We start from the raw sequence: 22,160 nt of genomic DNA on the forward strand, positions 1-22,160 counted from the left end.
TTCAGCTGGCCAGATAGCCGCCGTCCACCGTCCAGACCGCGCCGGTCACCCACCGACTGGCGGGCGACAATAGGAACGCCGCGACGTTGGCCACGTCGGCCGGCGCGCCGAAGCCCAGCAGGTGCTGGCGTTCATAGTCCGCCATGCCGGCTTCCGACAGCCCCCGGGCCAGGCGGCCGTGCATCTCGGTCTCGACCCCGCCGGCGGCGATGGCGTTGACGCGGACCGACTTGGGGGCCAGCTCGCAGGCCAGGGACCGGGTCAGGCCCTCGACCGCCGCCTTGGCCGCGGAATAGGCCACCATCCCCGGACGGCCGCGCGACGCGGCGGCCGAGGACATGAAGACGATGGAGGCCCCGGCCTTCAGGGTGCCGGTCTTGCCGGCGGCGCGGGCCAGGCCCATGGCGCCGTTGACCGCCGCGCCGAACACCTCGTCGAGATTGCGCGTCTTGGTCAGGCGGACCGGCAGGATCAGCTCGACCCCGGCCGCGTGGAAGGCGCCGTCCAGGCCGCCGGCCTCGGCGGCGGCGGTCGAGATCCGGTCGGCGGTCTCGTCGGCGTCGGACAGCACTGCCGCGAAGGCCCGGTGGCCGTCGCCGGCCAGGTCGGCGATCGTCGCCTCCAGGCGAGCGGCGTCCCGTCCGGTGGCGATGACCCGGCCGCCGCAGCGCGCCACGAGCTGGGCCGTGGCGCGGCCCAGGCCCGACGAGGCGCCGGTGACGAGGATGGTCCGCCCGGCCAGGGCGTCGGGGGCGAAGGTCATGCGACGATGGTCTCCGCGCAGACCAGCGGTTCCAGCGCCATCAGGGCCGAGCCCCAGGACAGGCCGACCCCGAAGCCGACCAGCATCATCCGGCTGGGCGCGCTGGTGACGCGCGGGGCCAGGTCCGTGGTCAGCAGCAGGGGCAAGGTGGCCGAACTGGTGTTGCCGTAGCGGTCGATATTGATCGGGGTCTGGGCCTCGCTGGCGCCGATCTTCTTGGCGATGTGGCGCAGCATGAAGCGGTTGGCCTGGTGCAGCAGATAGGCGTCGACGCTGTCGCCCTCGACGCCGGCGTCGGCAAGGGTGTCCTTGATCAGCTTAGGCACGGCCCGCAGCGTGAAGGTGAACACCTCGCCGCCGTCCATGTGGAGGCGCGTGGGGTCGAGCCCTTCGGCCCGGTCGGGATCGGGGACGGGCGCGCGGAAGCCGCCCTCGGGCACGATCAGGGCGCCCGCCCCCGAGCCGTCGGTGCCCAACCGAAAATGGATCGGCGGCGCGCCAGGCACGGCTTCCAGGCCCGAGGCCGTGCCGGCGTCGCCGAACAGGATGGCGGTGCCGCGGTCGGACGGGTCGACCAGCCGGCTGCTGGTCTCGCCGGCCAGCAGCAGCACGCGCCGGCAGCCGGCGTTGATCATCGCCGCGGCCAGCCACAGGCCGTAGGTGTAGCCCGAGCAGCCCAGGCTCACGTCGAAGGCCTGGCAGCCCGGCGCCAGTCCCAGGCGGCCATGCAGGATGCAGGCGGTGGCGGGCAGGCGGTGGTCGGGGGTCTGAGAGACGAAGACCAGCGCGTCGACGCTGTCGGCCGTCCAGTCCAGCCGCTCCAGCAGCACGCGAGCCGCGTCCAGGCACAGGTCGGCGGTCGTCTGGTCGGGACGGGCCCAATGCCGCGCCTCGACGCCGATCATCTTGACGACGTCGTTCACCGCCTGCTCGCCGAAGCGCTCGACGAAGCGCGCATTGTCGATGGGCTGGCCGGGAACGGCCGAGACCACGCCGCGCAGGGCCACGCCGCCGACGGCGAAGGCCCCCTGCCCGACCGCTGAACCGACCGCCGCGCTCATCACGCCGCCTGAGCGGCGGGGATGAGGGCCTGGATGTCGCTGACCACCACGCATTTGCCCAGGGCCGCGCCGTCGACCAGCTCGCCATAGACCTCGTCGATCAGGGCGATGGTCGAGACGACGGCCAGCGAATCCCAGTTGTAGGCCGCCAGTTCGAGGTTGGGGGTGATCTCGGCCGTGTCGATCTCGAAGATCTCGGCCAGGCCGGCATAGAAGGCGCTCATTGATGGTTCTCCGTCAGAGGACGACGCTGGTCGCCGCCCAGGAATAGCCGACCCCGAAACCGACCAGCAGAGCGCGGCGCGGCGGGGTGGCCGCGTTCAGCAGGGGCTCCAGGGCGATGGGAATGGTGGAGGAAACGGTGTTGCCGCAGGCCTCCATGTGGATCACGAACCGGTCGGCCGGGATCGCCAGTTTCTGGCGCAGGCGTTCCAGCATGAAGGCGTTGGCCTGGTGGAAGACGAAGAGGTCGTGGTCCTCCATCGTCCGCCCGCTGCGCTCCAGGACCTGGGCGATGGCGGCCGGCACCGTCTTCAGCGTGAAGGTCATGATCGCCGGGCCGTTCATGTAGAGGTGCTCGGCCGAGCGGACATTGCCGGAGGCGTCGACCGTCTCGGCCGCGCTGGCCGTGTCGCGCGGGCGGCGGAACCCCCCGGCCGGCACGATCAGGTTCTCGGCCCCTGCCCCGTCGGTGCCGAACACCACCGGGTCGATGGCCGGCGCGTCGGCCTCGACCGCCTCGACCAAGGTGGCCGCGGCGCCGTCGCCGAACAGGGTGCGGACGCTCTTGTCCATCGGATGGATGAGCTTCGAATAGGTGTCGGCGGTCAGCAGCAGCACGCGCCGGGCCTGGCCGCTCTCGATCAGGGCCTTGGCCAGGGACAGGCCGTAGACGAAGCCCGAGCAGCCGAGATTGAAGTCCAGCGCTCCGGCGGTGGTCGGCAGGCCCAGCCTTTGCTGGAGCAAGCAGGCGGTGGTTGGCAGCACATAGTCGGGGGTCTGGGTGCAGAGCAGCAGGAAGTCGAGGCTGGCCGGGTCGACCCCATGGCGGTCGAACAGCGCGCGGGCGGCGGCGAAGGCCAGGTCGCCGGCCGTCTCGCCGGGCGCGGCGATCCGTCGCTCCCTGATGCCGGTCTTTTCGAGGATCTTGCTCGCCGGCCAGTCGGGGTATAGGCGCGCCAGGTCGTCGTTGGAGAGCCGCCCCTCCGGCAGATGACTGGCTATCGCCCTGATTTTGGCCGTCCGCACCCGGTTTCGCCCCGATCCGACCCGTCGAACCAGGTCTGTCGGCGATGGTGGCCAATGATGCTTAAAACCGGATTAACCATGATGCCGACGCCGGGGCGGCATGTTCGAAAACTATCGGCGCACGCCACTTGATGAGGGCGCGACGCAGGACCGGCCGGTCGGCTGCGGTCAGGCCCGATCGATCGGGTCCAGCGGGACACCGCCCTGATCCGCCGTGGCGAAACAGGGCTTCGCGGCCGCCCACGCGACGAAGGTCGGTCACCGCGGAATAGTTCAGACGGCTCGCGTTGCGGGGCGCGGGACAATAGGTCGCAATTTGGCTCAGCACCCTTGTGAGTCAAGGATTCCGCCCCGTCCGGGTCCGGAACGTTAAGGGTTCTGTTAACCGTATTGACGACAGGCTCAACCTTCGTTGGAGGGGGAAGTCCGTTGACTCGCACAAGCGCCATTCGCACGCCCTTGGCGGAAACGCCTGCTTGTCAGAAGGTGGCCGTGGCTCGTCCGCGCCTGCCGGCGGCTGAGGACATCCTGCCCTACCTGCAGCGCATCGACACGGCGCGCTGGTATTCGAACTTCGGCCCGCTGCTGATGGAATTGGAGACCCGTCTGGCGCACCGCTTCGGCGACGGCGCCCAGGTGGTCACCGCCGTCAACGCCACTCAGGCCCTGACCCTCACCCTGAAGGCGATGGAGCTACCCGCCGGTTCGCTGTGCGCGACGCCGTCCTGGACTTTCGTGGCCACCGCCCACGCGGTCCGCCAGGCGGGGCTGACGCCATGGTTCGTCGACGTCGACGCCGAGACCTGGATGCTCGACCCCGCCGTCGTCCGCGAGCGGCTGGCTCACGCGCCGGGACCGGTTTCGGCGGTGATTCCCGTCGCGGCGTTCGGCCATATGCCCGACCTCGCCGCCTGGCGCGCTTTCCAGGACGAGACAGCCGTGCGGGTGCTGATCGACGCAGCCGCCGCCTTCGACGGCGCGGTCGACGCCAGCCTGCCGATGGTGGTCAGTCTGCACGCCACCAAGGTTTTAGGTCTCGGCGAGGGTGGATTCCTGGCTACTGGAGACCCTGAGTTGGCCCGCCGGGTCCGGCGACTCACCAGCTTCGGCTTCGACGGCTCCCGCGAGGCGCTATGCGTGGCCACCAACGCCAAGCTCAGCGAATATGCGGCCGCGGTCGGCCTGGCCGCCCTGGACGGCTGGCCCGCCGATCGCCTGCGCTGGTTCATGGCCGCCCAGGCCCTGCGACGGGCCCTGGCCGCCGTTCCACAGGTGCGATTCCAGTCCGGTTGGGGCTCGCGATGGACGACCAGCGTCTGCGTCGTCGGCCTGCCTGACGGGACGGCCGACATGGTCGAGGCGGTCCTGCAAGCCGAAGGCGTCGACACCCGCCGCTGGTGGGGCGAAGGTTGCCACATCGGTCCGGCGTTCGCCGAATGCCCGCGCGACCGCCTGGTCAACACCGAGAGCCTGGCGCGCTCGACGATCGGCCTGCCCTTCGCGATCGATCTCACGGCCGCCCAGATCGAGCGTATCGCCACGGCGCTGGCGCAAGCCTTGCCACGTTAAACCCCAGACGCCGATTTTCCGCGCGATTGCCCTTAGGGACGCGAGAGCGCCCGGGCGAGCATTGTGCGGAGACTGCGCGCCTGGTCGGGACCGATCGGACCAAGCACCCCCCGGCTCTTGGGCGGCAGATGCTCGCCCGGGTCGCCCTGGGCCTGGAAGACGTAGTGGGAGAACACCGCCTGCCACGCCTGGCGATGGGCGGGCGGAAGCGCCTTGATCGCCAGGATCGCGTGCATCATCGCGTCGCGCGGCGCGCCATAGACGGCCGAGGGCGGCGTCCACCAGTAATTGACCAGCACATTGATCGCCTCAAGCGAGCGGACGTGATGCCACCAGAGATAGGGGATGTAGATCGCATCCCCCGGTTCGAGTTCGGCGGTCATGGACGCGGCCCGGGCGGCGGCGAACCGGGGATGGACCTCGGGGTCGGCCTCGTCGAGCGCCACAAGGCTGATGGTCGCCCCGGCCGGCGTCAGCTCCATGGGGCCGACATAGAGGTTGCTGATCTGGTCGGGCGGGAACAGCGTGAACTCCCGTCGGCCCGCCACCACGCAGGCGATGTTCTCGGCGGGATCGTAGTGAGTCGCGACCGTGACGGCGTTGCCGATCCATAGCCGCGGATCGACGGTGTCGGCCACCAGCCCCAGGCGATTCTCGGCCGAGAATCCCGGCAGGTTGTCGCGCGAGGTGATCGACTGGGCGGCCAAGGCCGGCGGGCGCTCATCGCCGGCGTGCTCGAGCAGGAAATCCAGCACGGTCGACACCCGCGCCGGCTGCTGCTGGAAATTGAAGCCGCTCAAGTCGTCGTTGTAGAAGAACCGCCCGTCGATCCGGGGCGAGCCCGAGAAGGTCTTGACCTGCTGGCCTTGGTCAAACCGCCGCAGATAGTCGCAGACCGCCACGGGCGAAGTCCGACCGGCGGCCACGACCGGCCAATCGCCGACCAGCCCGCGCATCACGACCGGCCGCGCGGCCGGCACGATCTCGTCCCGGAATCGCTCGGGTGTGACGTTGTCCAATTCGGGGATCTGCGCGGCGACGGTCATCAAGGCTTCGGTCTCTGCGGTGAGAGGTCGACGATAGCGCGGCCAAGGGAGGCAGGCCACAGGGGCTGGTCTGGCCCGTTCGGCGCCTGGCAATGCTTTCTGTAATTTGTTTTATTTAATTTCGTTGCGCTTCCATTACGATGTCGTAACGTAGCCGTTGGGATAGCGTCGGTCGGCGAGCGCGTCGAGACAGCGCTGTCCCAGCGAACGGGCTTTGAGGGGCAGTTGAAGTCGCGCAGGGCAAGCGCGTGATTTCGGGGACCAACGGACCTGTCCGACGTCGTCGGCAGCCGCCCAGGCCAGCCCCTTCAAGTCGAGAAGCGACCACCAAAGGTCGCGATGAAGAACAGCCGCGGTCTTGGCCGTCGTAAAAAATAGTCTCTTAGGGAGGAGAGAGGGAATGAAGAAAACAAGTTCCAGACGCGTGTCCGCGCGACAGGCGATGCGCTATGGCGCATCCGCCCTGGCGTTGGGAGCGGTGGCGATCGGGTTGACGCCGACGCTCGCCTTCGCCCAGGCCGCCGCGCCGGGCCAGCAAGCCCAGGCCACGACCGCGGACGATACCGCGGTCACCGAAGTGGTCGTCACCGGCGTCCGCCAGGCGCTGAAATCGGCGCAACAGCTCAAGCGCGACGCCGACACCGTGGTCGACTCGATCACCGCCAGCGACATCGGCGCCTTTCCGGACAAGTCGGTCGCCGAGGCCCTGCAGCGCGTGGCCGGCATCACAGTCAACCGCTTCGCCGCCACCTCCGACACCGCCCACTTCTCGGCCGAGCCCTCGGGCGTTATCGTCCGCGGCCTGCCGCAGGTGCGGTCGGAGTTCAACGGCCGCGACAGCTTCACCGCCAACTCGTCGCGCGGTCTAGGCTGGGGCGACATCTCGCCGGAACTGATGGCCGGCGTCGACGCCTACAAGAACCAGACCGCCGAACTGATCGAGGGCGGCATCGCCGGCACGATCAACCTGCGCACCCGTACGCCGTTCGACTCCAAGGGAAGGCTGTTCGCCCTGTCGGTCGACGCCACCTACGGCGACCTGGCCGACCGCGTCACGCCCAGCGTCTCGGGTATCTGGAGCGACCGCTGGGACACCAAGATCGGCGAGTTCGGCCTGATGGCCAACTACGCCTATTCCAAGGTGGTCACCAATTCGGAAGGCATCCAGTACGGCCGGACCGCGATCTTCGACGAGGGCATCTATCCGGGCAAGGGCTTGAAATACATCCCGTCCAGCGTGTCCTACCGCGACAATACCTATGATCGCACCCGCAACGGCGCGGCCTTCGCGGCGCAGTGGCAGGACAACGACCACAAGTTCCTGGCCACGCTCCAGTACAACCGCTCCAAGTACAAGAACGAGTGGGAAGAGTATGTGATCGGGGCCAGCCCGTTCAGCCTGTTCGCCCTGCCCACCTCGTTCCATGTGACTCCGGGCAGCTTGCTGATCCCGCAACCCGCCCCTGGCACCCCGGACTTCACGTTCGACGACCAGGGCAACTTCCAGACCGGGGTGATGACCTCGGACATCGGCTGGTGGGGCGCGAACGACGCCGAGTCGGCGCAAGTCGCGCACAACAGCTCGGGCCAGCAGATGGTCAACGCCTGCTATGGCTGGAACGGCTGTACGCCGGCCCGTCGCGGCGGCGACTTCACGACCGACACCCGCTACAACGTCGGCACCAACGTCACCGAGGATCTCGGCTTCAATCTGAAATGGAATCCGACCGATCAGTGGCGCTTCAACTTCGACGTCCAGAAGGTCGAGGCCACGGTCGACAACTACGACATCGGTGTGGGCCAGCAGTCGTTCGCCAATATCGGCCTGGACGCCACTGGCGACCACCCGAAGCTGACCCTGCTGCCCGGCACCAACATCAACCTGGCGCCCGGCGGGCTGCTGAACCCGAACGCCTATCGCTACAACTACGTCCAGGACCACATCGAAAAGTCCGAGGGCGATGAGTTCGCGACGCGGCTCGACGCCCAGTACCTGTTCGAGTCGGACTGGCTGGATTCGATCAAGGTGGGCGTGCGCTACGCCGACCGCGACCAGACCGTGCGCTGGGGCAGCTACAACTGGGGTAATATCGCCAACACCTGGAGCAACAACGCCGCCTGGTACAACATCGACAGCTACGCCCCAGCGACCGTGGGCGGAACCACCTTCACCGGCTATCAGCGCGGTCTGAGCGACACGCGCCGGTTCAGCAACGACTTCTTCGGCGGGGGCCTGCTGACGCCCCAGGAGTTCGTGTTCTTCAACATGGACAAGCTGAAGGACCACGCCGGCATGCAGCAAGCGCTGGGTTCGGCCTCGACCGGCGTGGGCGACTGGAACGCGCTATGCTCGGGAAAGGGACGCCGCTCGGCGGAGACCAACTGCTTCCTGCCGTCCGAAATCCTCAACGTTTCCGAGGAAAGCAAGGCCGCCTACGCCATGCTCAAGTTCGGCGGCCGGAACGGCGCGCTGTTCGGCCACACCTATTCGGGCAATATCGGCGTCCGCTATGTCGAGACGACCGTGGAGAGCAAAGGGTCGACGGCCTTCCCCGTGACCCTGAACGCCAGCCAGTTGGTCTGCGAACCGCGGGGCGCGCCCCTTCCCGGACAGCCGACTCCCGAGATCACCCAGACCATCGGCTGCTACATCTCGGCCGAAGATCGGGCGTTCAACTCGGGGGCCACGACCCCAAGCACGATCTCGACCAAGCACGAGAACTGGCTGCCGAGCTTCAACTTCAAGTTCGACATCAACGACAAATGGCTGCTGCGCTTCGCCGCATCGCGTTCGATGGCGCGCCCCGACATGGGCAACCTGAAGAACTACCGATCGATCAGCATCAACTTGCCCAGCGTCGACAATCCCGGCGACCCGCGTTGGGTGCGCAATTCGGCCGGGGTCATCACCGGGCTGGCGCCGCGCTATACGGCCAGCTCTCAGAACCCGCGTCTGAAACCGATCACGGCCGATCAGTTCGACCTGTCGCTGGAGCATTACTTCGCCGACGTCGGATCGTTGTCGGTCGCGGTCTTCCACAAGCAGTTCCACGACTACATTCAGTTCGGAACCTTCAACGAGACCTTCACCAGCAATGGCGTGACCCGCACCGTCGAGGTCAATGAGCCGATCAACGCCAAGGGCGCCAAGATCCAGGGCGTCGAACTGGCCTACCAGCGCTATTTCGACTTCCTGCCCGCGCCGTTCAACGGCCTGGGGATCCAGGCCAACTACACCTACGTCAAGAACAAGGGCATCGTGAACACCAACGTCACCCCCACCTCCAACGATGGCGGTGGCGGCACCAGCGGCGGAGGCCTGCAGGCGGTCGCCGACAGCGTCAAGGTCGACTCTCTGGAGGGCCTGTCGGAGCACGCCTACAACGTGGTCCTGATGTACGAGAAGGGTCCGTGGGCGGCGCGCGCCGCCTACAACTGGCGCTCCAAGTACCTGGTGACGGCGGTGGACTGCTGCGTGGCCTTCCCGGTCTGGCAGGACGCCGCCGGCTTCCTGGACGCCTCGATCCGCTACAAGGTGAACGACAACACCGAGATCAGCCTGCAGGGCAGCAACCTGCTGGCCACCGAGACGGTGCTGCGTCAACAGGTCACCGACTTCGACAAAGGCGGCAAGCTCACGCCCAACGGCTGGTTCAAGAACGACCGCCGCATACAGATGGGCGTGCGCCTGAAGTACTAGCCCCGCCACTGGGTGCGCCGCGAGCGATCGCGGCGCGTTCCCTCCCCTCGGGGCGCCGGTCCAGGCGCCCCGATTTTTTGACATCGCCGACGGCGCGCTCGATCATTCGTCTCGTGCTGGTCGGCGGGCTCTCGAATTAGAGTCCTCCGGCGTCTGGGCAGCGACGCCAAAGGATTGGAGTTTTCTCGATGCCAGCACCTCTGAGGGTGGTGATCGTCGGCGGCGGTACGGCGGGCTGGATGTGCGCGGCGGCCCTGGTCGGCGCGGTCCGCCCCGGCGTCTGCGAGGTCCGGCTGGTGGAGTCCGACGAGATCGGCATCGTCGGCGTGGGCGAAGCCACCCTGCCCCAGATCAAGGAATTCAACGAGTATATCGGCGTCATCGAAGCCGACTTCATGCGCAAGACCAACGCCACGTTCAAACTCGGCATCGAGTTCGTGGATTGGGGCTTCAAGGGCTCGTCCTACATCCATCCCTTCGGGGTGCACGGCAAGCCGATGGGGGGCGTGCCGTTCTACCAGTATTGGACCAAGGGCCTGCAAAACGGCCGCGCTGACGACATCGAGGACTTCTGCCTGCCGATCGTCGCCAGCCGCCTCAACCGGTTCGACTTTCCCACCACCGACGAAGGCGGGATCAACTCGACCTTCGCCTACGCCTATCATTTCGACGCCAACCTCTACGCCGGCTTCCTGCGCGAGTTCTCCGAAGCCCGGGGGCTGCGCCGCACCGAAGGCAAGCTCGTGGACGTGACCCTGCGCGCCCAGGACGGCCACATCGCCGCGATCACCCTGAGCTCCGGCGAGGTGATCGACGGCGACCTGTTCATCGACTGTTCGGGCTTCCGGTCGCTGCTGATGGGCAAGGCGCTGGAGGTCGGCTACGAGGACTGGACGCCGTGGTTGCCCTGTGACCGCGCCTTGGCGGTCCCCTGCGAGCGCGCCGGGCCGCTGACGCCCTATACCCGCTCGACCGCGCGCGAGGCCGGCTGGCAATGGCGAATTCCGCTGCAGCACCGCACCGGCAACGGCTATGTCTATTCCAGTCGGTTCATCAGCGACGACGAGGCGGCCGCGACCTTGCTCGCCAACCTGGACGGGGCGGCGCTGGACGATCCGCGGCCGCTGCGCTTCCAGGCTGGCCGGCGGGAGAAGTCCTGGCATCGCAACTGCATCGCCGTGGGCCTGGCCAGCGGCTTCCTGGAGCCGCTGGAGAGCACCAGCATCTACCTGATCCAGATCGCGATCACCAACCTGCTCAAGCTGATGCCCGCCAAGGCCATCGATCCGGCGCTGGTCGAGGAATTCAACCGGCTGATCGACGTGGAATACGAGCGGGTGCGCGACTTCTTGATCCTGCACTACCACGCCAATACCCGCGACGACGCGCCCCTCTGGACCTATTGCCGCGAGATGGACGTGCCGGAATCGCTGCGTCGCCGGATGGCATTATTTCAGCACCGGGGCCACATCCACAAGTACGGCCAGGGCCTGTTCGCGCCGCCCAGCTGGCTGTCGGCGTTCGTCGGCCAGGGCCTGCGCCCGGCCCACTACGACCCGCTGGTCGACAACCTGCCCTACGAGCGGATCGTCGCCGAGATGGACGCGCTGCGCGACAGCGTCGCCCTCGCCGCCCGGGGCATGAGCGACCACGCCGCCTTCGTCGACGACTACTGCCCCTCCCCCGCCGCGGTCCACCTGCGAGAAGGGGTCGCGTCGTGAGTCGGCCGATCCGCAGCGTCGCCGTGGTCGGCCGCGACGTCGCCGCCTGGATGACCGCCCTGGCCCTGCAGCGCGCCTTCGGCCGCCAGGGCGTCAGCGTCACGGTTGTCGAACTACCCTCCGCGCTGCGGACCGTCGACACGGTGATCGCCCTGCCAGCCCTGGAGGGGTTGCACCGGCTGCTGGGCCTGGACGAGTCCGAGGTGCTGACCGCCTGTGCGGGCGTCTACGCCCTGGGTCAGCAATTCGCCAACTGGTCGCGTTCGCGTCCGCCGTTCGTCCACGCCTACGACAGCCAGGGCGCGGCCCTGCGCCAGGTTCCTTTCCTGCACCACTGGCTGAAAGCCCGCGCCGAGGGGCTGAACGTGGCGCTGGAGGATTTCTCGCTGGGCGCGGCGGCCGCCAAGCATGGCCGGTTCATTGTCCACAACGACGCCACCGACAGCTTCTCCAAGGCGCGCAACGGCTATCACCTGGACGCCCAGTCCTATGTCCGGCTGTTGCGCCACAAGGCGATGACGGCTGGGGCGCAGCGCGTGACCGGGACGCTGGACCGGGTGGCGCGCACGCCGGCCGGCGTCGCTTCGGTCACCCTGCATGGTGGGGCGAGCATCGCCGCCGATCTGTTCGTCGACGCCTCGGGCCCCGACGCGGTCCTAGCCGGCCGGGCGCTGGAGGTTCCGCTCGAGTCCTGGTCGTCGTGGTTTCCCTGCGATCGGATCCTGGCCGCCTCGGGCCCGCGTCTGAACCCCCTGCCGGCGATGAGCCGGATCTCGGCCTTCGGGGCCGGCTGGACCGGGATGTTCCCGCTGCAGGACCGCACGCCGGTCGTCGCGGCCTACGACTCGCGGCGTATCTCCGACGAGGAGATGGCGCGAACGGCCTCAGTGCTGGCCGGCATGGCGCTGGGCGACGTGGTGGTCAGCGCCTTCGCCGCCGGAGGCCGCGCCGCGCCCTGGACGGGCAACTGCGTCGCCATCGGCGAGGCCGCCGCCTGTCTGGAGCCTCTGGACGCCGCGCCGCTGCACTTGATCCACCTGGGGCTCTCGCACCTGATCACCCTGTTCCCGGTGGACGCCGACAATCTGCTGGAGGCCCAGCCCTACAACGAGGCCATGCTGTCCCATGTCCGGAACCTGCGCGACTTCCAGATCGCCCACTACCGGCTCAACGAGCGCCATGACGAGTCGTTCTGGGACGGAGCCCGCGCCGCCGAGCCGCCGCCCGAGCTGGCCTACAAGCTGGACCTTTTCGGCGCGCGGGGCGCGGTGGCGCTCTATGAGGACGAGACGTTCCAGGAGGAGAACTGGATCTCGATCCTGATCGGTCACGGCCTGATCCCCCGGAACCACAATCCGCAGGCCGACGCCATGCCGCGAGAGGAACAGATCCAGAGCTTCAAGCGCATGCTGGGCTTCATCGCCGCCGAGGTGCGCGAGATGCCGTCCATCGAGGCTCAGCTGGAACTGTTCGCGCCCTCGCCCTCGTCCGCCTCGTTCTGAAGGTCGCCTCATGCCCGCTCCCCCGACGCCTTCCAGACGTATTCGCGACATCGTCGTCGTCGGCGGCGGCACGGCGGGCTGGATGGCCGCGGCCGCCCTGTCCAAGGTCATGGGAACCCAGGCCTACACGATCACCCTGGTCGAATCCGAGCTGATCGGGACGGTGGGAGTCGGCGAAGCCACGATCCCGATGATCACGATGTTCAACAACGTGCTGGGCATCGACGAGAACGAATTCGTCCGCGAGACCAACGCCACGTTCAAGCTGGGCATCGAGTTCGCCGGCTGGCGTCGCGAGGGCCACAGCTACTTCCACCCGTTCGGCCAGTTCGGTGTCGACATGGACGGGATCAACTTCAACCACTACTGGCTGCGCTGGATGCAGACCGGCGGCGGAACCGACCATGGCCGTTTCAACGCCGAGACCGAGGCCGCCCGCCAGGGAAAGTTCGGGCGCACCGGCGACGGCCGCCCGACCAGCCTGCCCAACATCAATTACGCCTTCCAGTTCGACGCCAGCCTCTATGCCGCCTATCTGCGCCGCTACGCCGAGAAGCGCGGGGCCCGCCGGGTCGAAGGGCAGATCGTCAAGGTCGAGCGGAACGGTCAGGACGGCTTGATCGAGAGCCTGCTCCTGAAGGACGGCCAGACGATCCGCGGCGACCTGTTCATCGACTGTTCGGGCTTCCGGGGCCTGCTGATCGAGGAAACGCTGAAGGCGGGTTACGAGGACTGGAGTCACTGGCTGCCGGTCAACCGCGCCGCCGCCGTGCCCTGCGCCAAGGTCGAGGATCCCGTCCCCTACACCCGCGCCACCGCACGCGAGGCTGGCTGGCAGTGGCGCATCCCGCTGCAGCACCGCACGGGCAACGGCTACGTGTTCTGCGATCAGTTCATCAGCGAGGATGAGGCCGCCCGGCTGCTGCTGACCCGACTGGACGGCGCGCCCCTGGCCGAGCCGCGCATCCTGCGTTTCGTCACGGGCCGCCGCCGCAAATCGTGGATCGGCAACTGCGTCGCCCTGGGTCTGGCCAGCGGCTTCATGGAACCCCTGGAGAGCACCAGCATCCATCTGGTGCAGGCGGGCATTTCCAAGCTGCTGGCGATGTTCCCCAAGGGCGGCTTCAACCCGTTGATCATCGACCGCTACAACGCGGAGATGGAAGCCGACTACGTCAATATCCGCGACTTCCTGATCGCCCACTACAAGATCACCGAGCGCGAGGACACGCCGTTCTGGCGCTACTGCAAATCGATGAGCATCCCCGACAGCCTGGCCACGCGACTGGAGATCTTCCGCGCGCGCGGCGAGGCGATGGTCGTGCACCATGAGCTGTTCAAGGAGCAGAGCTGGTTCGCGGTGCTGATGGGCCAGGGTCTGACGCCCGCCGATCACCACCCGGTGGCTGACCTGCTGTCCGAGGACGAGCTGAAGCTGAGATTGGCCAAGGTTCGCACCAGCATCCAGGACCGGGTGAACGGCATGCCCGGACATCAGCAGTTCATCGACAAGCACTGCCGCTCGGCGGCGGGCTGATGTTTGCGTCCGCCTCGGCGTAGCGCCCCAGGCGCTATTGATGCGCCGCGCGGGCGGCCAGGGCATGGTCGATCACCGCGCGCACCTTGGGCGACATCTGCCGGCCCGCCGGATAGAGGGCATAGAGCTCGCGGTCGGCGACGCGCCAGCCGGACAGCGTCAGCTCGATCAGGTCCGGAAAGCGGCCGGCCAGTCCCTTGGGCAGGTAGCCGACGCCCAGGCCCCGCCGCACAGCCAGCGCGCCCAGCGACAGGTCGTCGACCGTGCCGCCCAGGGTGCGCGGCGCGAAGGTGAAGATCTCGCCGCCCGCATCGACGAACCGCCAGCCATTGATCGGCGGCGTGACTATGGCCGGCAGGCGGGCCAGGCGGCGCGGATGGTCCAGGTCGGCGGCCTCCGGATGGCGGTCGAGGAACGCCTGGCTGGCGAAAACCCCATAGGGCGCGGCCCACAGCTTGCGGGCCACATGGCGGCCGTCCGGAAGCGGGGCCAGCTGAAAGGCGACATCGACGCCCTGCTCGATCAGGTCGGGCGCGCCGTTCGTCAGCCGCAGGTCCATGACCAGGTCCGGATGGGCGGCGGCGAAGTCCAGCAGGTGGGGCGCGAAATCCTCGTTGCAGACGTGGTAAGGGGCGGTGACGGTCAGGCGGCCCGACAGGCGCGCATTGCACAGATCAAGACCCCGGGTGGCGGCCTCGATCTCGTCCATGGCCGCGGCGCAGCGGTCGGCGAAGGCGCGACCGTCATCGGTTAGGCCGACCGCACGGGTGGTGCGGCGCAGCAGCTGGGTCTTCAGCCGCGCCTCGAGCGCCGCGACGCGGCGGCTGACCGAGCTGGTCGGCAGACCCAGGTCGCGGGCGGCCGCCACGAAGCTGCCCGCGCGCGCCACGCGCAGGAAGATCGCCACGTCGTCATAGCCCAGCATGCGATGGTCTCCTGGTCGTGCGCGCTGGAGATCGGGCCGGCCGGGTCTGCGCGCAAGGCCAAGATTATCCCAAATCTGGAAAACAGCGCTCCGCAGGCGCCGATTGTCCCATCGCGAGCGCGACGACATCTCCATCGCGCCTCACAACTTCCGTCGAGGATCACGGAGTTCACATCGATGAAAGCGCTTGTTCAGGACCGGATCGGTTCGCCCCTCGACGTCGTGGAGCTGCGGGATATTCCCGAGCCCCGGCCCGGTCCGGGCCAGACGCTGGTGCGGATGGTCGCCGCCGGGATCCACCCGGGCGACTTCTTCTTCACCCAGGGGCTCTATCCCAAGGCCAAGCGGCCCCAGCTACCGGGCCAGGTAGTCGGCAACCACGGCGTCGGGCGGGTGGTCTCGGGCGGAAATCTGGCGGCTGGGACCCTGGTGGCCTTCAGCGCCGGCCGGGTCTGGGCCGAATATGCGGCGATCGACACCAGGGCCCTGATCCCCCTGCCGGACGACTACCCCATCGACCGCGCCGCCCAGCTGATGCCGGCCATCACCGCGCGCGACCTGCTCACGGCCAGCGAGGTCCAAGCCGGGCAATGGCTGGCGGTGACGGCTGGCCATTCGCTGGTCTCAGGCCTGTTGATCCAGATGGCTCGCCGACGCGGCGTGCGCGTTCTGGCGGTGGTGCGCCGGCGTATCGCCGGCCGCGACCTGGAGGCCCTGGGCGCCGACGCGGTGATCGCGCTAGCCGACCTGGACATGTCATTGGCCGACGCCGCGCGCGCCGTCACCGGCGGGGCGGGGCTGAACGGCGTGGCCGACGCGGTCGGCGGCGAGGTCCTGACCCAGTTGCTGGACGCCCTGACCTTCCGCGGTCGGGCGGTGATCGTCGGCGCCTACGATCCAGAACCGTTCAAGACCACGGCCCTGCGGGTGCTGATGGAGCTGCAGGAGATCCGCGCCTATGTCTATCGCTACTTCTTCGCGCCGCCGCCTCCCGAGGACGCCGACTACCTGAAGAGCGTGCTGGACGAGTTGGCCGACCCCGCGGTCGTCGTGCCGATCGCTGGCCGCCACCGGCTGAAGGATTTCCGCACGGCCCTGGAGGAGACCGCCGCCCGCCCCGAGGCGGGCAAGCGAGTGCTGGTGTTTGACTAACCGGATCAGCCCGACGACGCCCAGGGCGGCGTCGGGCGCTTCGAGGCCAGGCTCAAACGCGTGCTGGAGGTGATACAGTCGCCAAGCGCCGTCTGATCCGTCGCCTCTCCACTTGCGGCCTTCCGTGGGGCATTATCCGGGCATGACCAAGTACCTCATCTCCTTTCCGAGCGAAGCCATGGTGCTCACGGAGGAAGATTTCCCGATCGTCTCCGCTGACGCCCATGCGGTGATCGAAGAGGCCAAGGCCGCCGGCGTCTATGTGTTCGGGGGAGGAATCGAGGAGCAGGTCGATCCCGTGCTGGTTTCCCGCGACGGCGAGGTTTCCAAGGCGATCTATCCAGGCAGTCGCATCAACGGCGGATTCACCGTGCTGGAATTGCCCACGCGGGAAGACGCTGTCGCATGGGCCAGGAAGATCGCGGTCGCCTGCCGTTGCTCGCAGGAACTTCGTGAATTCATGTACGATCCCGCAAGCTAGGCTGAGCGCGCCTTGGCGAGGCCCCTACCCTCCCGGCCTGCTCCAGCGGCGAATGGCTAGAACCGCGCGGACGACGGACGCCTGGCCGTAGGCACCTCGGCCGAAGACGCTTCCAGAAAGCCGAACATGTGGGCGTGGCGGATGATGCGCGTGCCCGCCTCGGCCTGGGCGGCCAGGCTTTGTCGGCGCAGGGCTTCCATGCGCGACCAGTGCCACTTGGGTTGATGGTGGTGTTCGGCGTGGTAGCCGTTGTTGAGGAAGATCAGGTTGTAGAGCGGCGCATAGGTCGACACGCCCATGGCTGGCGGCGCCTTGGGATCGGCGCCCAGGTGCTCGTGATAGGCGATCAGCATCGAGAAGCACTGGCCCAGATAGTAGAAAGGCGCCAGCAGCAGCACGAACTGCCAGTGGATCGCCGCCATCGCGACGTAGAGCGCGACCATCGCCCAGAACTCCTGGAGCGCGCGGCGAGCCTCGTCGGGCCGCTTGGCGCGGATCCGCCGGGCGACCTCGAACGGACCGTCGTCGCGCCAGAACTGCAGGAAGACGTAGGACAGCATCGGCTCGGCCTTGCCCTCGACGCCGTATCTGTAGATCGAGATCGGATCAACGGTTTCGCCGTCTGGCCCCGGGCGATCGGAATTGCCCGCGTGGTGCCGCATGTGGACGAAGCGGTACATGGTCTGCGGCGTGCCCAGCTCGAACGTCAGGGCGAACTCGGTGATCCGGTTCAGGAAGGGCGATCGGAAGAAGGGGTTGTGGATGAAGTTGTGCGACACCGAATCCAGGTTCCAGCCGATGGCCAGACCGTAGAGGCAAGCGCCGGCGATCCGTTCGGGCCACGACAAGGCCGGCCAGGCCAGGAAGAACGCCAGGATCAGGCCCAGGTGGACATAGACCAGCAGCGCCGGGATCAGGTCCCAGCCGGTGTAGCGAAAGACCGAGCGGCCCTTCCGCTTGATCGTGGCGTCAGATGCGTCGGACGGAGAGCCCGTCGAAATCCTGCCCATGGCCTAGTCTCCCAATGCTGGTTCGGCGCGACCGAACCGATAGGTGACGCCGACGCCCGCGGTGAGCACGTCGCGGGTCCGTAGCAGCGGGCTCTCCCACGCCTCGCCGACGATGCGATCCCCGCTGAGCGTGGCGACGAAGGCGGTGCGCTGGCCTAGCCGTCGCTGGGCGTCCAGTTCGAGGCCGAGGCTGACGAAGTCGTTCTTGCCGAACGTCGGCAGGTTCAGGGTCTCGCGCTGGCGACGGCGCAGGCCGAAATATTCTCGCGAGAAGTCGTCGTCGGCCCACGACAGCCGGGCCTCGCCGCCGACCGTCCAACGGGGCGTGATCTGGCCGCCGGTGTCGAACGACAGATCGCCTGACCAGCCGTCGTAACCGTCGGTCGCCTTGCGCAGGCGCAGCTCGACGTCGCCGAGCGCGGTTCGGGTTTTGGCGAAGCCGCCGACCTCGATCGCGTCGGGCATGCGATAGGCGCCGCGCGTCAGGCGGTCGTTGTAAGACTGGCGATATTCCACGACCGGTCCGAACGACCAGGCGCCGCGGGTCAGGGCCGTCAACTTGAGGCCGTCGTCGAGGCTGGCGGTCAGGCGATCGCCCCACCCCGCCGACACGATCGGCAGGAGGTCGAAGGTGTAGCGGTCCGATCCCAGGTGGTCGGGTCGAACGCGCGTGAAGACACCGACATCGACGGTCCAGTCCGGCTCGGTCGCGCCCCCCGTCTCGGCGTTGGCCATCGTCGCCAAGGCGCTGGCCAGCAGCAGGGCGCCAAAGGCCAGTCCGCGGGACGAGCCGCTCATTCCTCGGTTTCCGGCGAGCGCCCGACGAGCCAGACCCCCGCCAGGATCGCCGCGCCGCCCAGCACTTGCAAGACGCTGCCGGACTCGTGAAACAGGGTCCAGCCGGCCACCACGACGAGCACGTAGCTCAGCGCCGACAGCGGGAACGCCTCGCTCAGCTTGACCTCCGACAGCACGACCATCCAGACGCCGAAGCCGACGATCTCCAGGGCGATCATCGCCTGGGTCCAGTGCAGCGTCAGGGCGGTCAGGACCCATTGCGCCCCGAACGGCGTGCCGCCCATGGCGTCGGCCGTCTCCTTGGCGGTCAGTTGATAGGCCAGGCCCAGCAGCGGCAAGGCGAGGAACAGCAAACGACGCGCCCAGCGGCCGCGGAAGCTCGAGGCGGGAAGGGTCATGCCGCCGCCTCGCGAAAGGCCGCGGACGGTTGGGTCGGCGCCAGCAGCGGCGCGATCCAACGCAGCAAGTAGTTGGCCACCGGGTTGCGATGTCGAAAATACAAGCGGGTCGGCAGCAGCCGGCTGCCCAAACGCAGCTTGTTGTCATAGGCCGCCTGGCCGCTCTGATAACGGCCCAGACCGCGCTCCAGGCAAAGTCCCAGATTGGTGAACCAGCTGAGAAAATAGAGGTTGTGGCGCCGCCCTTCGGCGCTCATGCAGAAGAACTTGTCCAGCAGAACGCCGCCGCCGATCAGCAACAGGTTGGCCGCCAGCAATTCGTCGCCGACGAAGTACAGCACGCACAGCGCGCGCTCACTCATCCGGCGCAGGACGCCGGTGAAGTAGGCCGCGGTCAGGGTCTCGAACTGAAGGTCGCCGCGCGCCCGGGTCCCGGCGTACAGCGCCATCACCTGGTCTTCCAGGTCGAAAAGATCGCGGCGCACCTCGACCCGCACATGGTCCAAAGCCCGCAGCTTGCGGCGCATGTCCTTGCGCGTGCCGGGCGACAAACGGCCCAGATAGGTCTCGACGCTGTCGAAATCGATGACCAGCTCGGCCGTCGGCAGGCCGGGAACGGCGTGGTAGCTGGCGGGTTCCAGGGCCGTCGCCCAGGCGACCGCGGTCGTCGCGGGGACATCCTTGACGGCGACCAGCCCGCACCGCTCCACGCGCGCCGTCTCGTCGAGCGCGGCCACCATCCGCCGGGTCAGGACCTCGCGTTGATCCGGGGACAGCCCGGCCGCCCAGCCGATCTGGACGGTCTCGGTGCAGGGCGAGCCCAGGCAGGCCAGGCGGAGGGTGGTCAGTCCGGGCAGGACGCGACCCACGAGCCTGACGGCGGCCCGGCCCGCGCCTTTTTCCAGGGTCGTTTCGAGCGCGTACCGGGTGATGAAGACCGGCGCTGCCGCCAACAGCCGAGCGTCCAGCTCGGCGACGACATAGCGCCAGCCGAACCCCTCCAGCCCTGCCGCCTCGACGGCCGCCAGGTAGTCGTGGTCCTCGGGCTCCCCGGGGAACAGCGCGTTCCAGGCGTCGCGATCGATCTGGCCGATGGTGTCGACCACCCGAATGCTGGGAGCGAACGCGTCAAGCATGGACGGGCGCGACCCGGGCGGGCGCCTCGACCTCGGCGCCGAAGAAGGCGGCGGTCATGTCGGCCACAAGGGCCCTCTCCTGGTCGACATGGATCATGTGGTAGCTGTCCTCGAGCAGCCGCACGTCGGCCCGCCCGCCCAGCGCCTTGCGCAGGCGCCAAGCGTTGCGCGGGTGGCTCATGTCATCCTCGCGCGCATGCAGGATCAGGCAGGGCGCATGGACGTCGCGCCCGATCCGCTCGACATGCCGACCCAGCCGATACATCTGGAACAGCGCCCCGAAAGGCAGACGATCCAGGGCGCCTTCGATGAAGGACTCCGGCGCCTTGGCGACGCGCTCGCGCAGCCGCTCGTCCTTCAGGCCAAAGGGATAGGGTTCGGCGAAGCTGATCCGGCGCACGCCGGGCAGGTTGGCCACGGCCTGGATGAGCCAGGCCCCCTTCATCCAGCCCTTCATGTTCCAGCCGTCGTGTTCGAAGGTCATGGAATAGACGGCGGCGGTCTTGATCCTGGGCCGCAGGGCGCAGAGCGCCAACCCCAAGGCGCCGCCGACGCAGACGCCGGCCACGTGAATCTCGTCGATTTCCTGCGCATAGGCGTCGTAGGCCGCGACGACGGACGCCAGCCAGTTGCGCCAGGTGCTGGCCAGCAAGGCGGCCTGGTCGGCGCCGTGCCCGGCCAACTGCGGGACCAGGACATCGAAGCCGCGGCGGTGCAGCTTCTTGGCTAGAAACTTCATTTCTCCGGGCGCCCCCGTGAGGCCGTGTATCAGCAACACGCCGGGCCGACCGGGCGAGGCCAGGCGAAAGCCGTGGTCGGTGAAGGTCACAGGCCGGACGCTCCCACGCAGACGACGCCGACGGCGATCAGGGCCGCGCCCGCCATCTGGCTGCGGCTCAAGCGTTCGCGAAACAGCAAGGCGCCGGCGATCGGAATGCCGGCATAGGGCAGGTTGGTGATCGGATAGATCACCGACAGGGGCGCCCGCTCCAGCGCCAGGACCAGGGCGACCGCCTCGCTGGTCCACAGGGCCAGGCCCAGCCACAGCAGCGGACGCTGCGCCAGGCCCACTGCGTAGTGCGTCGCGCTCTGGGCGCCGTCGGCGGCCGACTTGAAGCACAGTTCGCGGCCGATCTCGGCGGCGACGCAGTAGGCCAGCAGGCCGACGGTGGTCGGATCGAGGGTCATGCGGCGACCTGCACGAACAGGCGCAAGAGACGTCGATTGACCGCTTGGTTCAGCCGCAGGGCCGCCTCGCGATCGGGGCCGCGCCAGGGCTGGTCCAGCATGGCCTCGCCTCGTTTCAACAAGGACGCGACCACGCCGCCGCCGTAACGTGGCCTGGACCAGTCGCCGACGATGTCGGCGCCGATCAGCCGGTGGTTCTGGGCCAGGCGCTGGATCAGGGTTTCCAGAAGCGCCAGGCTGGTGCGACCCTGGTCCCAGTTGGTGACCGCGTCCTCGGCCCTGAGCACGTCCTTGTCGATGGTGATGTAGACGGCGTCCGTCTCGATGCGCGACGCCAGCAGGTCGACGAAAGCCCCCTCGCCTACCGCCTCGATCGTCGGCCAGTCGCGGCCGCACAGGTTGACGTTCGCCGCGCCCCGCGGCTCGCGATAGGCGTAGAGTTCCAGGCGGCCGTCCTTGATCAGGTCCAGATCCGCGCCCTGAGGCGAGGGCCGATCGATGTCGTGGCTGCAGACGCCCACCGTGAGCAGGCGTGACACGCCGGGCAGACGCGCCGCCTGGCCGACCCAGGATCCGCAGTGCAGGCCGTTGTCGAACAACACCCAGTCGGGGTGGTTGTCGAAGTGCACGACCGTCACCGGTCCGGCGTCCGAGGCGGCGATCGCGCGCTCGATCAAGAGCGGCGAGACGTGGTGGAAGTCGCCCGACCCGGTGAACACCAAGTCGGGACCCGCACGGGCGCTCGCCTCCCCCAGCCGCCGACGCAAGGCCGTCAGCGCCGGCGGCCGGCTCCAGAGGCGCAGCGCCGGACCCAGGTCCCGCGCCGTCACCTGGGCGCCGTCGGCTCCCAGAACCTCCGCGACCAGGTCGCCCTGGCCCTCGAACGCGCCGTCGAGGTCCAGGATGACGGGGCGCATCCTGTCGC

The 22,160-nt window shown here is 68.3% G+C and carries 20 protein-coding genes; 7 read left to right on the top strand and 13 right to left on the bottom strand.

The features are described from left to right. Window position 1: 1 nt before the first annotated feature. The 4 genes from ACSQ2G_RS13665 to ACSQ2G_RS13680 are packed head-to-tail and all read right to left on the bottom strand — an operon-like array spanning window position 2 to window position 3,072. Window positions 2-763 (bottom strand): SDR family NAD(P)-dependent oxidoreductase, encoded by a 762-nt coding sequence (locus tag ACSQ2G_RS13665; RefSeq protein ID WP_436031665.1) that lies wholly within the window; start codon window positions 761-763, stop codon window positions 2-4. Further along, window positions 760-1,824 (bottom strand): 3-oxoacyl-ACP synthase III family protein, encoded by a 1,065-nt coding sequence (locus tag ACSQ2G_RS13670; RefSeq protein ID WP_436031667.1) that lies wholly within the window; start codon window positions 1,822-1,824, stop codon window positions 760-762. The genes ACSQ2G_RS13665 and ACSQ2G_RS13670 overlap by 4 nt, the downstream gene beginning before the upstream one ends. Further along, window positions 1,824-2,048, bottom strand: coding sequence for a hypothetical protein (locus tag ACSQ2G_RS13675; protein WP_436031669.1), 225 nt, complete (start codon window positions 2,046-2,048; stop codon window positions 1,824-1,826). The genes ACSQ2G_RS13670 and ACSQ2G_RS13675 overlap by 1 nt, the downstream gene beginning before the upstream one ends. 13 nt (window positions 2,049-2,061) lie before the next feature. Next, window positions 2,062-3,072, bottom strand: a complete 1,011-nt coding sequence (locus ACSQ2G_RS13680) for a ketoacyl-ACP synthase III (protein ID WP_436031671.1) — start codon at window positions 3,070-3,072, stop codon at window positions 2,062-2,064. 492 nt (window positions 3,073-3,564) lie between these two features. Here ACSQ2G_RS13680 and ACSQ2G_RS13685 point away from each other — a divergent pair, with 492 nt between their 5' ends. After that, the gene (locus tag ACSQ2G_RS13685; RefSeq protein WP_436031672.1) at window positions 3,565-4,641 is read left to right on the top strand and encodes a DegT/DnrJ/EryC1/StrS family aminotransferase; all 1,077 of its coding nucleotides are present in this window, start codon (window positions 3,565-3,567) and stop codon (window positions 4,639-4,641) included. A gap of 32 nt (window positions 4,642-4,673) precedes the next feature. Here ACSQ2G_RS13685 and ACSQ2G_RS13690 read toward each other — a convergent pair whose 3' ends face one another. Beyond that, window positions 4,674-5,687, bottom strand: coding sequence for a cupin-like domain-containing protein (locus ACSQ2G_RS13690; RefSeq protein WP_436031674.1), 1,014 nt, complete (start codon window positions 5,685-5,687; stop codon window positions 4,674-4,676). 490 nt (window positions 5,688-6,177) lie between these two features. Here ACSQ2G_RS13690 and ACSQ2G_RS13695 point away from each other — a divergent pair, with 490 nt between their 5' ends. From ACSQ2G_RS13695 to ACSQ2G_RS13710, 4 genes are all read left to right on the top strand, one after another. Continuing rightward, window positions 6,178-9,387 (top strand): TonB-dependent receptor, encoded by a 3,210-nt coding sequence (locus ACSQ2G_RS13695; protein ID WP_436031675.1) that lies wholly within the window; start codon window positions 6,178-6,180, stop codon window positions 9,385-9,387. 188 nt (window positions 9,388-9,575) lie between these two features. After that, window positions 9,576-11,108 (top strand): tryptophan halogenase family protein, encoded by a 1,533-nt coding sequence (locus tag ACSQ2G_RS13700; RefSeq protein ID WP_436031676.1) that lies wholly within the window; start codon window positions 9,576-9,578, stop codon window positions 11,106-11,108. Continuing rightward, window positions 11,105-12,610 carry a tryptophan halogenase family protein gene (locus ACSQ2G_RS13705; protein ID WP_436031678.1) on the top strand — a complete coding sequence of 502 codons (1,506 nt, stop codon included), beginning with the start codon at window positions 11,105-11,107 and terminating at the stop codon, window positions 12,608-12,610. Before ACSQ2G_RS13700 ends, ACSQ2G_RS13705 begins: the two co-directional genes overlap by 4 nt. A 10-nt stretch (window positions 12,611-12,620) precedes the next feature. Further along, window positions 12,621-14,147 (top strand): tryptophan halogenase family protein, encoded by a 1,527-nt coding sequence (locus ACSQ2G_RS13710; RefSeq protein ID WP_436031680.1) that lies wholly within the window; start codon window positions 12,621-12,623, stop codon window positions 14,145-14,147. Between the two features lie 34 nt (window positions 14,148-14,181). Here the strand turns inward: ACSQ2G_RS13710 and ACSQ2G_RS13715 are convergent, their stop codons facing one another. Further along, the gene (locus tag ACSQ2G_RS13715; protein ID WP_436031682.1) at window positions 14,182-15,072 is read right to left on the bottom strand and encodes a LysR family transcriptional regulator; all 891 of its coding nucleotides are present in this window, start codon (window positions 15,070-15,072) and stop codon (window positions 14,182-14,184) included. 177 nt (window positions 15,073-15,249) lie between these two features. On the opposite strand from ACSQ2G_RS13715, the gene ACSQ2G_RS13720 reads away from it, so the two are divergent. Both ACSQ2G_RS13720 and ACSQ2G_RS13725 read left to right on the top strand, forming a co-directional pair. Next, window positions 15,250-16,224: a quinone oxidoreductase family protein gene (locus ACSQ2G_RS13720; RefSeq protein ID WP_436031684.1), complete on the top strand. Its 975-nt coding sequence runs from the start codon at window positions 15,250-15,252 to the stop codon at window positions 16,222-16,224. A gap of 142 nt (window positions 16,225-16,366) precedes the next feature. Then, window positions 16,367-16,705 carry a YciI family protein gene (locus ACSQ2G_RS13725; RefSeq protein ID WP_436031686.1) on the top strand — a complete coding sequence of 113 codons (339 nt, stop codon included), beginning with the start codon at window positions 16,367-16,369 and terminating at the stop codon, window positions 16,703-16,705. Between the two features lie 56 nt (window positions 16,706-16,761). Here ACSQ2G_RS13725 and ACSQ2G_RS13730 read toward each other — a convergent pair whose 3' ends face one another. The 7 genes from ACSQ2G_RS13730 to ACSQ2G_RS13760 are packed head-to-tail and all read right to left on the bottom strand — an operon-like array spanning window position 16,762 to window position 22,152. Continuing rightward, window positions 16,762-17,715, bottom strand: coding sequence for a fatty acid desaturase family protein (locus ACSQ2G_RS13730; protein ID WP_436031688.1), 954 nt, complete (start codon window positions 17,713-17,715; stop codon window positions 16,762-16,764). A gap of 3 nt (window positions 17,716-17,718) precedes the next feature. Then, window positions 17,719-18,513: a MipA/OmpV family protein gene (locus tag ACSQ2G_RS13735; protein ID WP_436031689.1), complete on the bottom strand. Its 795-nt coding sequence runs from the start codon at window positions 18,511-18,513 to the stop codon at window positions 17,719-17,721. Continuing rightward, window positions 18,510-18,911: a hypothetical protein gene (locus ACSQ2G_RS13740; protein WP_436031691.1), complete on the bottom strand. Its 402-nt coding sequence runs from the start codon at window positions 18,909-18,911 to the stop codon at window positions 18,510-18,512. The genes ACSQ2G_RS13735 and ACSQ2G_RS13740 overlap by 4 nt, the downstream gene beginning before the upstream one ends. Next, window positions 18,908-20,047: a GNAT family N-acetyltransferase gene (locus tag ACSQ2G_RS13745; protein ID WP_436031693.1), complete on the bottom strand. Its 1,140-nt coding sequence runs from the start codon at window positions 20,045-20,047 to the stop codon at window positions 18,908-18,910. Before ACSQ2G_RS13745 ends, ACSQ2G_RS13740 begins: the two co-directional genes overlap by 4 nt. After that, entirely contained in the window at window positions 20,040-20,876 is an 837-nt protein-coding gene (locus ACSQ2G_RS13750; protein ID WP_436031695.1) for an alpha/beta hydrolase, read from the bottom strand. Before ACSQ2G_RS13750 ends, ACSQ2G_RS13745 begins: the two co-directional genes overlap by 8 nt. Beyond that, on the bottom strand, window positions 20,873-21,235 hold the full coding sequence (locus tag ACSQ2G_RS13755; RefSeq protein ID WP_436031697.1) for a permease: 363 nt from the start codon (window positions 21,233-21,235) through the stop codon (window positions 20,873-20,875). The genes ACSQ2G_RS13750 and ACSQ2G_RS13755 overlap by 4 nt, the downstream gene beginning before the upstream one ends. Beyond that, window positions 21,232-22,152, bottom strand: a complete 921-nt coding sequence (locus tag ACSQ2G_RS13760; RefSeq protein WP_436031699.1) for an arginase family protein — start codon at window positions 22,150-22,152, stop codon at window positions 21,232-21,234. Before ACSQ2G_RS13760 ends, ACSQ2G_RS13755 begins: the two co-directional genes overlap by 4 nt. Window positions 22,153-22,160 lie beyond the last annotated feature (8 nt).

The sequence above is a fragment of the Caulobacter sp. LjRoot300 genome (genome assembly GCF_964253875.1).
Classification (GTDB): domain Bacteria; phylum Pseudomonadota; class Alphaproteobacteria; order Caulobacterales; family Caulobacteraceae; genus Caulobacter.